Source organism: Paenibacillus sp. GM2FR (genome assembly GCF_002803325.1).
GTDB classification, from domain to species: Bacteria; Bacillota; Bacilli; order Paenibacillales; family Paenibacillaceae; genus Paenibacillus_AQ; species Paenibacillus_AQ lautus.
Map to the genome: position 1 here is coordinate 4,309,927 of NZ_MKZM01000008.1, position 13,270 is coordinate 4,323,196.

At 49.7% G+C, this 13,270-nt stretch carries 11 protein-coding genes; 1 reads left to right on the top strand and 10 read right to left on the bottom strand.

Annotated features, from left to right (window positions below; genetic code table 11):
- Window positions 1-12: 12 nt before the first annotated feature.
- The 5 genes from PAEVO_RS19530 to PAEVO_RS19550 all read right to left on the bottom strand — a co-directional run bounded on the left by PAEVO_RS19530 (window position 13) and on the right by PAEVO_RS19550 (window position 6,664).
- A complete protein-coding gene (locus tag PAEVO_RS19530) occupies window positions 13-960 on the bottom strand; it encodes an ABC transporter permease (protein WP_100539039.1) in 948 nt (315 codons plus the stop codon).
- Entirely contained in the window at window positions 957-1,886 is a 930-nt protein-coding gene (locus PAEVO_RS19535) for an ABC transporter ATP-binding protein (RefSeq protein ID WP_100539040.1), read from the bottom strand. The genes PAEVO_RS19530 and PAEVO_RS19535 overlap by 4 nt, the downstream gene beginning before the upstream one ends.
- Window positions 1,883-4,243, bottom strand: a complete 2,361-nt coding sequence (locus tag PAEVO_RS19540; RefSeq protein WP_243390825.1) for a DUF7408 domain-containing protein — start codon at window positions 4,241-4,243, stop codon at window positions 1,883-1,885. The genes PAEVO_RS19535 and PAEVO_RS19540 overlap by 4 nt, the downstream gene beginning before the upstream one ends.
- A 268-nt stretch (window positions 4,244-4,511) precedes the next feature.
- Complete coding sequence (purU, locus tag PAEVO_RS19545) at window positions 4,512-5,411, bottom strand: formyltetrahydrofolate deformylase (protein ID WP_100539042.1); 900 nt, start codon at window positions 5,409-5,411, stop codon at window positions 4,512-4,514.
- Window positions 5,412-5,542: 131 nt separating this feature from the next.
- Window positions 5,543-6,664, bottom strand: coding sequence for a deoxyribonuclease IV (locus tag PAEVO_RS19550; protein ID WP_100539043.1), 1,122 nt, complete (start codon window positions 6,662-6,664; stop codon window positions 5,543-5,545).
- Between the two features lie 125 nt (window positions 6,665-6,789).
- Here PAEVO_RS19550 and PAEVO_RS19555 point away from each other — a divergent pair, with 125 nt between their 5' ends.
- Window positions 6,790-7,263: a DUF2621 domain-containing protein gene (locus PAEVO_RS19555; RefSeq protein WP_100539044.1), complete on the top strand. Its 474-nt coding sequence runs from the start codon at window positions 6,790-6,792 to the stop codon at window positions 7,261-7,263.
- Between the two features lie 204 nt (window positions 7,264-7,467).
- On the opposite strand, the gene PAEVO_RS19560 is transcribed toward PAEVO_RS19555, so the two are convergent.
- The 5 genes from PAEVO_RS19560 to PAEVO_RS19580 all read right to left on the bottom strand — a co-directional run bounded on the left by PAEVO_RS19560 (window position 7,468) and on the right by PAEVO_RS19580 (window position 13,008).
- Window positions 7,468-8,478 carry a glycoside hydrolase family 130 protein gene (locus PAEVO_RS19560; protein ID WP_100539045.1) on the bottom strand — a complete coding sequence of 337 codons (1,011 nt, stop codon included), beginning with the start codon at window positions 8,476-8,478 and terminating at the stop codon, window positions 7,468-7,470.
- 86 nt (window positions 8,479-8,564) lie between these two features.
- Complete coding sequence (locus PAEVO_RS19565) at window positions 8,565-9,509, bottom strand: DUF1861 family protein (RefSeq protein WP_243390826.1); 945 nt, start codon at window positions 9,507-9,509, stop codon at window positions 8,565-8,567.
- A 42-nt stretch (window positions 9,510-9,551) separates the two neighbouring features.
- Complete coding sequence (locus tag PAEVO_RS19570; protein ID WP_100539047.1) at window positions 9,552-11,087, bottom strand: extracellular solute-binding protein; 1,536 nt, start codon at window positions 11,085-11,087, stop codon at window positions 9,552-9,554.
- A gap of 61 nt (window positions 11,088-11,148) precedes the next feature.
- Window positions 11,149-12,021 carry a carbohydrate ABC transporter permease gene (locus PAEVO_RS19575; RefSeq protein ID WP_326114269.1) on the bottom strand — a complete coding sequence of 291 codons (873 nt, stop codon included), beginning with the start codon at window positions 12,019-12,021 and terminating at the stop codon, window positions 11,149-11,151.
- A gap of 51 nt (window positions 12,022-12,072) precedes the next feature.
- Window positions 12,073-13,008, bottom strand: coding sequence for an ABC transporter permease (locus PAEVO_RS19580; RefSeq protein WP_243390827.1), 936 nt, complete (start codon window positions 13,006-13,008; stop codon window positions 12,073-12,075).
- Window positions 13,009-13,270: the final 262 nt, after the last annotated feature.

Below are 13,270 nucleotides of genomic sequence, written 5' to 3' on the forward strand. Positions count from 1 at the left end.
TTATGCTTTAGGTTACGCTTCGTCCCGCGTCATTTCCGGTTCTTGCGGGAGCTGTGCTTCGTTCTTATCCTTACGTTTCCGCCTTGCGACAGGGCGGATATTCCGTACGGCAACCCACAGCGCGAGAACGATCACCACCGAATAGACGATGAAAAATTCCAGCCACAATTCAATGGGTGCCTTGCTGTTCAAACTTCCGCCGTGCAGCAGGAATACTTCTTTTGAGAAGGACGGGTTAAACAAACTCATCATCGCCCCGGCCGGATTCAGACCCAGCAAATATCCGACCCAGGAATAGCTGCCCGGCGTTGGCGCCTGCCCGCTTTGATACATATTCTGCTGTTCAATCCCCATAAAGAACAAATACAGCAGCCCTGTTATAAGGAAGATAATTAGTCCCGCACCGTAGGTGACAATAATCGCAACGATGGTTCTTTTGAATAAAGTCGAGAACATCACGCCAAGCGAACCGAGCAGCAGCATCACGAATAAATAAAAAACAAAGACGGATATGAGCTGTTTCGGCGAAATCCCCCCATACAGGAAAACAATGCTGTATACCGGCAGGGTGGCCAGCACGATCAATGTCATGAAGCTGAGTGCCGACACCAGCTTGCTCAGCACAATCGTCGCCGAGCTCTGCTGCGTCGTCAGCAGCATGCTCAGCGTTTGCTTCTCCCGCTCGCTGCTGATGACGCCGGCGGTAAGAGCAGGCGCCATGAACGCGATGAGGACAAGCTGAGCAAAACTCAGCACATAGAACATCATTTGGCTCATCTGCGGATCGAATCGCTGGGGTCCTCGCTGTCCCAAATATAAGAAAAGGTAAATGAAGCCCATCGCAACGGCTCCGAGCGCCAACACATAAAATAACACCGACAGCATGGAACGCGTAGAACGCATCCGCAGCCGAAATTCCTTGTCAATGACCGGATTAATTAGCTTTCTGCTCCAATTCATTCGCGGGGTCCTCCTTTGGTAATTTCGAGGAATACATCCTCCAGATTGCTCTGCGCTTCCTGAAACGAGACAATCGGAATTTCCCAGGAGACCACCTGCCGCAGCAGAGCGCTTTGCTGCGAATCATCCCCGCCGTAATGAACATGGACGCCCGTGTTATCCGTTAATACCGACGTGACAAACGGTTCGTCCCGCAACTTCTCGGCCAGTTCCTCTTCGCGCTCGAGCGTGCGGATGTGGATGACTTTTTTCACGCGGAGACGGCTCTGAATATCGGCCACCTTGCCTTGGGCAACCATCTCGCCGTGCTCGATCACGCCGATTTCATCCACCATCTCCGCCAGCTCAGGCAAAATATGCGACGAAATGATGATCGTCTTGCCCATAAGCTTCAATTCCTTCAAGATTTCACGCATCTCGATCCGCGCCCGCGGATCCAGCCCCGAAGCCGGCTCATCCAGAATCAGTACGTCCGGATCATGCACCAGGCACCGGGCAAGACATAAACGCTGCTTCATGCCACGCGAGAGACTGTCGACGTACGTATCCGCTTTGTCGCTCAGGTTGACGAGCTCCAGGAGCTGCGGAATGAGCTGTTCCCGCTCGGCGCGCGGAATGCCGTAACTTGCCCCGTAAAAATGCAAATATTCAGTAGACTTCAACTGATCGTACACGCCGAAGAAGTCGGGCATGTAGCCGATTCGCTTGCGGACCTCTTTAGGATGCTGGGTCACGTCATAGCCGCCGACCTTGGCAACGCCCGATGTTGGCAGCATCAAGGTGGCCAATATGGACATCGTCGTGGATTTGCCTGCTCCGTTCGGACCAACAAATCCAAATACCGTCCCTTTTTCGATATGAAGACTGATGTCCTTCAACGCATGGAACGTTCCGTATTTTTTACTCAGTTTTCTAATTTCGATCATGGAGTGGCCTCCCCCTTCACAGACAGCTCAGGCATCATAAAGTTGGTCTGATCCTTGGCGGTGATCATGAAACGGATCCGATTCCCTACGATATATTGCTCCGGATTTTTGGTAATGGTAAACACATTGTTCGTGTTTGTAGCAGGCTCCCATTCACTCTTCTTGGAGTTCCAGATCTCCATCGTGACGTTGTTGTTGAATTTGGTGCCTTTCATGGACAATTCCGAATACTTTACGTTGCCTTCAGATATTAATGGGAATTCGGCAATCAAGCTGCCCTGTCCCATTTCGACCCCATGAGGGTAAACCCCGAACATCGGCGCATTCACCTGTGAGATCTCAGGAGACAGGAAGCCGTAAGGAATGTTGATCTCCCCGTTCAGTCCCCAATCCATCTCCACCGGCTGTATCCAGAAATTGAGCTGATCGCTGTCCACCTCAGCGCCTTTCAGCGTATAATTCGTCAAATGATCCTTGCTCCATCCCAAAATGTAAGCATCCCTGTTAACCATTCTGTTGGAATATCCGTATTGGGACAAAATATCGCGCTCGCGCTGTTTCGGATCATTCTGCGAATAAGGGTACAGCATCCCGGACAAGTCACCGCCCGTAAATTTGATGATTTGTTTCGGGTCCTGAGGAACGGCTGCCGCCTCTCCCTTCTTGATATCTCCCAGCTTGTAGGCTTTGCCTCCGACAACCAACACAACCTCGGTCAAATCGTTAATCGTGTCATTGGTGACCTTACCGTTTAATTCCCCTTTGGGATCCAGCTTCAAATCCATGCCCAGACGCCCCATCTCCTCGGTCCCTTGATTGTCCACCCATACCTTGGCTAATGACCATTGGGACATGTCGCGAAGCTCCAGCGTCGTGGACTCCTGCTCCACTCGGACAAAATTCTTATTCTCGCCCATTCCTCCAAACCTGTTCTGAGACTGCCCCGTTCTCAAATACGTATTCTCCGGAAACTCCAAAGCATAGTTCCCGCTTCGAGGCGTGAAAAATGCCGAAGCCGTCGATTTAACCGCATCCCCTTGACCGTTTAGTTCAATCAAGTTGATGGTGTGCGCGAGTTCCCGCGTCTTGTCCGATGAACCGACCACGTAGACGGAACCGCTCGCGATGACGGCAATGATCGGGATCAAGAACCATGCCCATTCCCGCTTGTCCGCCTTTTTCAAGATGTAGTAGAGCAGCGGCGCAACAACGATCGCATAAATAATGAGCATCCACAACAACAGAGTGAAGGAAGGCATCTTCAACGATGGAAAATACTCCAAAACGTAATTCAAACTGTCCATAAGCGAATTGGAGTACATGCCATTCTGCGCACCCATCATGGGAAGGTTATTGCGCAATATCGATGCCCACGCATCCGGATGGCCCGCCCATGAGCTCACCGGTTCCATGGCCAGATCATAAGCCGCATATTGAACACTTCCCTGGCCATAGGCCTTCGAGGCAAACAAAGGTTGTCCGTCCGCTTCAATCCCGATTTGGGCGCCTTCCACCGCTTTCGCTGTAGAAATGGTAAAGGCCCCATCCAGTTTCAGCGGTTTCCCGCCAAGCTTCTCCAGCTCGGCCAGTGAGTTCACGGTTGTAGTGCCATTCGCCACGACCGGCGTTATGTCGGCAAACGGCGCCGCTGTTTTGGTATATCCCGCGCCACCGGCCAGAATCAGGGTGCCGCCGCTATTTACCCAATCTGTAATCGCCTTGCGCTGCGGCTCTGACAGCGTATCGGAAGCAAAATTGTTGATCACGATGACGTCCAGTCCGTTCAGCAGCATTCCATCCGATGGAACGCTGGCGTTCTTAAGCGGGAACACGTTCACGCTGTTGCCCTTGCCGTTAAGGACATTCATGAAATTCATCGTATCCGGATCATCGGATAACACGGCGATGAGTGCGCCTTGATACGGAGAAGCCTGCACGTAATTTTTACCTGAGGCAAACGGAATCTGCTTCCCCTTGGTATAAGATCCTTCATAGAAGAGGATCTGGTTATTATCTTTATTCAGCACGGCCCCTGGAATGCCGATCACGACTTCCTTCGGCGTATCCTTCGGCAGGTCGACCTGCTGGACGTAGGAAGTTTGATATCCAAAGCCATTGTAGTTCTGAATCTGCACAACCACGTCACCGGATATATCCCGGTCGCTGGTTAAGGTCAGTTTGAGCGGATTCCATTTATCATGTTTAATCTTGCCTTGATAACCCATTTCGGATTGAATCCCAATCTTCGCTCCGTCGGCGTAGACGTTTCCGGCCGGAATCGACAAGGATAACGTTGCAACAATCAGCAGCGCCACCATCGGCAGCAACATCCACGTTTTTTTTGTATAAAACGACAACTGATGATTCCCCTCTCCACATATAAATTGCTTTCGCATGAAAAATGACACATAGGTTCATAAGACGTATGTAAAGGTTCTCTTCACAAGTTCAACTATATTGACGAGTCGAATTTATAAAAAGTTTGACGTTTCCTTCCATAAATAAAAATCCCACTCCAATAAGAGGAGCGGGATCAAGGGGTAATCCATTGCAGCGTTAAAGTGTTAGGCTGCTCCATTGTACTATCTATGATGAATCGTCCGAATACAGCCTTATTTGCAATCGTTAGTTGAAGACAACCGTTTTATTGTTATGCACCAGAATACGATCCTCGACATGCCATTTGACGGCTCTTGCAAGCACTACGCGTTCGATGGTACGGCCAATACGCTTCAACTCGTTGACATCGTCACGGTGACTAACGCGCTGCACGTCCTGCTCAATAATCGGTCCGCCATCCAGCTCTTCGGTTACATAATGGGCAGTGGCTCCGATAATTTTCACCCCGCGGTTATAAGCTTGCGCATAAGGCTTGCCGCCGACAAAGGCCGGAAGGAAGGAATGGTGAATGTTGATAATCCGGTTCCGGTAATGTTCGATAAAGGTTGGCGAAATAATCTGCATGTAACGTGCAAGGATAATCACGTCGATATCATCGCCGATCACATCCAGCTGACGCTGCTCCGCTTGTGGCTTCGTATCCGCCGTAACCGGAATATGGTGATACGGGATACCGAACGATTCCACGTATTCCTTCATATCCAGATGGTTGCTTACGACCAATGCGATATCCGCATCCAGGTCGCCGGCCTGCCATTGCCACAACAGCTCAACAAGGCAGTGATCTTCTTTGGAAACAAAAATCGCCAGTCGTTTCTTACGGGCTGCATGGTAGATATTCCATTCCATACGGAATTGATCGGCAACTTCCCGGAAGGATTCTTCCAGCTTGGGAAGCTTTGTATTCAAATCCTCCAGATCAAATTCAACCCGCATAAAAAACATGCCGCCGGCCGGATCCATCGTGTATTGGTCAGACTGAACGATGTTGGCGCCATGCTGGTACAGAAACTGGGAGACCGCTGCCACAATTCCCGGTCCATCCGGACAGGAGATCAGCATGCGGGCACGATTAGGGTACTGACCTGCCGCAGACGGCAGATCCTTCTTGATGTGAATTTCCATGAGACTCGGTGATCCTCCTTTTAAATCTGCAATTAACGTCAAACGGCCTCCCAGGAAAACATACCGCGACATGCGGACGTTATCCTGAGAATGCCTTAGTATTCTTAATATAAAGCCATTTTTAATGAAGCTTATGAATTCAGGGGAGCACCGGACAACCAAGCGATCAGGCGCTGATTGATCTGCTCCTCCGAAAGGTCGGACAGCAGGCCTGCTGCCATGACCATATCGTACAGGCGCTCCATCGGTTCGCGCGGATCGGCTTTTTTGGCTTTGGCATCATTCTTCAACAGTGTCCAGGTATCCAGCACAAACGAACGGGATTCGATGCCTTCCTTGGCAAAGAAAGCGCCCAGTTCTTCTACTTGCTCAGCAAAAGTTGACCCGAAACGGCCTTCCACATCCCCGCGCAGAAGCGCAATCTCGATCTCATACATCGGACGCTGCGTCTTTGGATCCTTACCGATCCACGGCGTCTCCAGAATAAACGGTCTGCCCTGGAGCTTCTCATGATGAACCACTCTTTGGATGGCTTCATAGCCGATCCATCCGGTTCCAATTGGCGTATGACGGTCTTTGCCCGCTCCACGCGGATTCTTGCTGTCATTCACGTGGACGACCGTTAAACGGTCGAGTCCGATCAGCTTGTCGAACTGCTCCAGGACGCCGTCCAGATCATTTACGATATCATAACCCGCATCATGAATATGGCAGGTGTCGAGACAAATGGCCAAACGGTCATTGTACTTCACCTTATCAATAATGGAAGCAATTTCTTCAAAACTGCGTCCCATCTCGGTGCCTTTGCCGGCCATCGTCTCCAGCGCAATCTTCACTTCGGTCTCATCCGTACCGCCGAGCACTTCATTGAGCCCTTCGGCAATTCGGTCGATGCCGTATTCCGCATCCTTATCGGTATATGCGCCGGGATGGAGAACGATGTTCTTCACGCCGACCGCATGCGTGCGGCGAATCTCCTCCTGCAGAAAGCTGACCGCCAGCTCAAACGTATTGGGCTTGTACGATCCGAGGTTGATAATATACGGCGCGTGGACCACGATCTCTTCGATCCCGCTTTCCTGCATGGCAGCCTTGCCTTCTTCGATAAACATGGAATCGATCGGCTTGCGGCGCGTATTTTGCGGTGCGCCGGTATATATCATGAACGAGCTGGAGCCGTATGACGTGGCTTCAGCCGTCGCAGTCAGCAATCCCTTGTCCGAAAACGACACGTGGGAACCAATTTTCAACATGCTGTATCCCCCTTTTTTAACACACAATTACACCTATTTTAGCTTGTATATCGAAATAAATCTAGAAATGCGTTATAATTCTCATGAAAGTGTCATGTGACAATAATCATTGAGGTGATATACAGATGAACAGCACAGGGGCCGTCATGGGCTATTTGTCGTCCAGTGCACCGCCGTCATGGTTCATGAACTCCATTGCCTTCTGGGGATGGGTCATGCTCGGGCTGATGGGCATCGGCGGATTTTTCATGTTCCGCAAGTTTCTGAAAGTGCTTCCCAAAGCCGACGGCAAATCAAAGCTAGATTGGCAAAATTACTGGGTAGAGCGAAGCCGCCCGCTGTGGACGGATGAATCCAAAGCATTTCTGAACGAGCTAGTGCAGCCTGTACCGGGGCCGTTCCGGGATATCGCCAAACACTCCATTGCAGCCGAAATCGGCAAAATCGCCGTCGAATCCGGCGCAACCGAAGTCACCCGGGATCACTGCATCAAAGGTTACATCGTGGCTACGCCGAAGCGGGATTATAAATTCCTGATGAACTTCCTCCAGAAGAAGGAAATCGACTACAAGCCTTATCAGCATTTGATCAATAAGTAGAAGTCTGTTGAGTTTAATGGATCGGCCAGGCTTACAAAAAAGAGAAACAAAGCCCAGTCAGCCCGTGGTGCATGGCGGTTGAATTCCGCACATGCCCCACGGGCTGGTTTGTTCCACATCAGGATATAATCCGAACCGCAGGTATCATGCAATTCTTGTACTAATTTGAAGACGGAAAGATGAGGCGTTCCGCCTGCCCCATCCTTATCCCTCCAAACAGAGCCGGATTAGATCGTCCACATGAGCGGTAGCCAAGCATTCCACTGTGTCGGCGGCCCCGTAATAGATTTTCACTTCTCCATCCTCCTCCAGCACCATGCCGCCGGGGAAAATGACATCATTGCGGAAGCCCCCATCCGTCTCGTACAGTGCCTCAGGCGCAAGCAGGGGCGATGCGCTCATGCCAAGGATCTTCTTCGGATTGTCAAGATCGAGAAGCATAATGCCGGCAGTATACCGCTTCTTCCAGGTCGACTCCCAGCCGTTCTTCCCTCTAGCGGAATCAATATCCACCGCATGGAACGTAGTGAGCCAGCCCTTATCTGTCTTCACGGGCGGTGCGGCCGGACCGATCTTGTCATTGGCGAACGGCACCTGCTCCACCGCCAGCAGGAGCTCGGAACGGCCCCAATAGATCAGATCCGGCGACTCCGAGATCCAGGTGTCGAATCGGTCCACTCCGCCGCGGCTATATACCGTGAACGGTCGTTCCAGCCGGACGTAGTTGCCGTTGATCCGTTCCGGGAATAGCACCATATTTCGCAAGTCTGGTGTTGACATGCTCAATACTTCAAAGGATTCAAAATCGTCCGTTACTGCGATACCTCCCCGGATGCCGTGCCGCGTATCTACGGCGAAGCACATGTAGCAGCGGCCGTCAATGACCGTCAGACGCGGATCATAGGCGCGCACGATCTCTTCGTCGTGCAGCTTGAAGATCGGCTTCGGCCCCGCCGTCCAGTGAATGCCGTCGTCGCTGAAGGCGATGCCGAGATCTGTCGTATGATGCGGATCAATGATCTGCTTCTCCAGCGAGCCATAGTCATTGCGGAATACCATGATGTAGCGGCCGTTAAACTTAGCGACGCCTGCATTGAAGACAAGTGCGGTTGGATACGGCACACGTGCCGCATCCAACACGGGGTTGGCCGGATGGCGACGAATGAACGGGCTGGACGCCAGCGTTCCAATGTTGGGCATATTCGAGGTTTTCATCTATTACTATCCTCCTTGTAAGCTGAAAAGTACAATTTCCGGGTTATCAACGTGTCCTTCGCGAGTGCGAATTCTCCCATGAGCTTCTAAACAAGAAGCCCATGCCTTGCGAAAGGATAGTCGATCGTAATGCGTCCTGCCTGACAATCACTAAGACCACTGTAAAGATCAGCCTTGCCGTCCGGGCGCATGACAATGCCAGAAGAAAAAACACAGTCCACCAAATACGGTGCTTTGGCAGGTCCTGCCGGGTAGCAGGAACGACTACCGATCACATGAAGGTTCGATGACTCACGGGTGGCTGGATCGAAGACGAAGGCCATGTTCAGGTACACCTTCAATTCCCCTCCGTTCTCATCCTTATCCAAGTAACAAATGTGGCCAATGATTCCGATTTTGTCACTGTCGAGGAGATACGCCTGATTGACGCCTCCCCATTCGCCTTCCCCGAAAATGCCATGAATGTAAGGTGCGTTCTCGATGACGTCCGCAGTCAAATCTTCCAGTCTGTCAATGATCGTAAAGCCGATCATGGATTCGCTCCCGAATTTGCCCCTCATCTCGGCGCTGCGCGGACGCGAGAAGACGCCGATCCTGTCGTCCGACAACGGAACAAGGCGAATATCCTTCATTTTGTTAGGTCCGGTCGTGAAGTAGTACAAATTATGGAGGTCGGTGCCCCGAAAGAAATAACCGAAAAATGTGCTGTATCTTCCACTTTGGTATTGCACATGAGTCCCGCCCATTACGAGCTCATCACCGATCTCGCTGATGTAAGGGTCCTCCAGCGTATAGATCATGCTATCTTCCACCACGCTCCATTCATCCTGTCCCGTTTCCTCGAACAGGCGGACCCAAGAGCGGGCCCATTCCTCGCGACGTTCTACCCGCCCGAACAAATAGCGCTTCCCATCCCGTTTGAATGGAATCGAAATATTGTAGACATCAAAACCATCAACGCCATGAAATTTCAAGGTTGCACTTTCATAGATCGTTTTTGTCGCTTCAAATTCAATTCGTTGCTTCTGCAAGGTCAAAATTCCTCCACACCTTCCTTTTGTTTTTCAACTCGTTTATTTAAGTGAAGCTTGATACTCCTGAAATTGCTTCTGGTATTCAGCAACCACTTTATCCAGACCGGCTTTCCTCATTTTTTCTAGTGCAGCCGGGAAGGCCTTATCGTATTCTTGAACCCCCATATAAATCGGAGTGATGCTTGCCGAAGCTTCCGACAAAATATTGGTGTATTCGGCCCTTACATTCGTCGGGTCAAAAATAAAATTCGCCGCGATACTGTTGATTGCATTCGGATTTGGCTCAAACAAGACTTTGTTGTTATCTGGAATGCTGCTCTCCAAGTCAAATCGCATGAAGTTTACGTTGCCGTTTTGCGAATCAGAACCTCTATACCCCGGATTATTATTGTTATTCGGATCTTTGATCGGCTTAAAGCCCGTCTCACCGTCCTTGGTGTAGTGCTTGCCTTCAATGCCATATTGTACAAGATCATAATTTTCTTGACTTGCCAGCATCCAATCCATGAATTTGACGGCCGCTTCCGGATTTTTGCTATTTACCGGTACGGCATTTCCGTTCTTGAAGGTGAGCGGACGCATATATTCTTTCTCCGGGTTAAACCATACAACGCCGATATCGTTTACAGTGGCTTCTGGATTGTACTTTTTGAGCCCGTTCAAGCTTCCGCCAGTTCCCAAACGGACGAACCATTCACCGCTGTCGAGTTGTGCATCTACCTGCTCCTGCTTCATGACCAGGATATCGGGATTGGTAATGCCCTTTGTGTACAGCTCGCGCATGAAAGACGCATCTTTCTTGAACTCTTCGGTCTCAATCCAAGACTTAACCTCGCCGCTTTGATTCACATAGAAGAACTTATCCTTCACGGTAAACGGGAACGTGTCATAAGTCCGGTGCAGGATGGACGTATGCAGGTAGATCGGGTCAAAGTCAGCGCGAGTGCCAAGATAGGGCTTATTGCTTCCCTTCCAGTTCTTCATGACAATCTCCCAAGCGCTGATCAATTCAGCTGGAGTCGTCGGCTCTTTGAGATTATTCTCGGCGAGAATGTCACGACGAATATTGAATTGACCTTCACTCGCCATTTCAACCCAATAAGAGGGAACGGCATAATACTTGCCATCGATTTTAGCTCCGTCGAAGATATCATCCGGAATATATTTCTTCAGATTTTCTCCATGCTTTTCAATCGCATCCGTGATATCCGCCAGTGCACCGCGGTTATAGTAGCTCGAGAACGGCGTGCGGTCCTGCATGACGTGGAACAGGTCGAAATCTTCTCCAGTGGACAGCATTAAGTTCAGCTTCTGATCCCACGCATCCCACGGGATATATATTTTTTCCACCTCAACGCCGACACCGTCCGCAGCCAGCTTCTCATTGACCTTTTGGAACACTTCCTTGTAGTCTTTCGGCTCTGTGCCTGGAACTAAATATTTGATTTTGACCGTATTGGCAGGCTTGTCATTATTCTCTGAATTGGAGACTGAAGAATTGTCCCCCTTACCGCATCCAATTAACGTCGAAAGGACAAGCACCACAGCCAATAGAAACACACCATACTTTTTCATATTAAATATTGACCTCCTTCTATAAAGTGCTTAATTTATGTTAACCCCGAAGGGGAGTATATCAGCCTTTGACAGAACCAATAACCAGGCCTTTCACGAAGTACTTTTGCAAATACGGATAGAGTAAGACGATCGGCCCGATCGTCACGATCGCTGTTGCCATCTTGACCGATTCTGAAGGAAGCGTGATGTCGCTTGTTCCGGCCAGCATCGTCATCTCGTTCAGCATGCTGATCTCCGATTGCATTTGCAGCAGCATAAATTGCAGCGGGTACAAATCCTTGCTGTCAATCAACATGATTGCATTCCACCAATTGTTCCAGTAATCAAGTCCGTAGAATAGCGCAATCGTTGCCAATACCGGTTTGCATAAAGGAAGATAGATCCGGAAGGCAATCGTAATATCGCTGGCCCCGTCTATGTTTGCCGACTCTCGCAGCGAGTCGGGAATCCCGCTCATGAAATTCCGCACAAGGAAGAGGTTGAACGGGCTGAACAACAGCGACGGAATGATTAAAGCGAAGATGTTATTGGTCAATCCAAGCGACCGATTCATCAGATACCAGGGAACAATTCCCGCCGAAAAAATCATGGTAATAAAGAAATAGAGCGCCATTGGATTGCGGTATTTCACATTTTTATTCGCCAACGTATAGCCAGCCATGGACGTAATCAGAATCGCCAGCACCGTACCAACAATTGTGACGAAGATGGAAATACCGTAGCTCTGCATGACCTGGGAACCCCCTGTAAAGATTAGCTTATAGGCATACAAAGAGAACTCCTCCGGGAAAAGGCTGTATCCGTTCTTCAATATGGCATCCTCATCCGTGACCGAGATCATCAAAACCAGAAGCATTGGAAGCAAACAAAGCGCCGAATAAACCGTAATGAGAGCATACATAATCGTCTTGCTGAATGAAAACGTCTTCACTTCTATACCTCCTAAAACCTTTCTTCGGGAATCTATCGCCGAAACCGGATTCTAATACAACGCGCCATCTTTAAAAAATTTGCGGGTAATGGAATTCGTGCCGAAGACTAGGATAAACCCGATGACGGACTGGAACAATCCGACAGCCATAGCTTCGGAAGGGTCGCCAATCTGACGCAAAGAGCGGAATACATACGTATCAATGATATCCGTGGTCGAATACAAGGTGCCATTGTCGCCAATCAAGGCGTAGATCATCCCGAAATCGCCGTACATGATTTTGCCGACCGAGAGCAGCATCAGTATAACCACCGTAGGCATCATCAACGGAATCGTAATGCGCATGCACATCTGCCACCGGTTAGCCCCATCAATCTCGGCAGCTTCATACAACGTCTCATCGATTCCGCTGATGGTAGCCAGATAAATGATCGCGCTCATCCCTGCTCCTTTCCACACATGCATGACGGTAAGAACAGCCGGCCATACCTTCGGCTCGGTGTACCAGTTGACCGAGACGAGACCAAGCTGGTTCAGCAATTTGTTCACGATCCCCATATCCATAGAAAAAAACGCATACAGCACATAGCTGATGACGATCCAGGAAATGAAGTTCGGAAACAACATCATGGATTGGCTGATTTTGACGAACAGCTTCTTGCGCAGCTCGTTCAGGATCAGTGAGATGGCCAGTGCCGTCAGCGTTCCAAAGACAATAAAGAGCAAATTTAGAAAGATGGTGTTAAAGGTGACCGTAAACGCCTTGCTCGACCCGAAAAAGAACTCGAAGTTCTTTAATCCTACCCACTCGCTATGAAATATGCCCTTTGTATAATTGAATCGTTGGAAAGCAATCAGTATATACGGATACGTCATATACCCGAAAATAAACGTGTAAACCATCGCCGGAAGGACCAGCAAGTAAGATGTTCCATTCCTACGGATATCAGAAAACATGCCGAATGCCGGTCGTTGTCTCTTTTCCAATTTCTTATCCTCCTTCTTTGCAGTGTACATTTTTGGGCTGCGTTAACGCTTGCTCTAACTCTATAGCAGCGGGTTAGCGTTTCCAATTTCAAATACCGGATATCGCTTTCACGATTCGATTAAAGGGCTTTCAAATTTCCGAACTGATTTTCATTTTGACCGAAAAATTCAAAGAGATCGACCACAAGAAGAAATTCGTCAGACGAGAAGGGATCATCATTAAGCGGAGCCCACACCTACCTCGATCGCGCTTAAGCCGCTG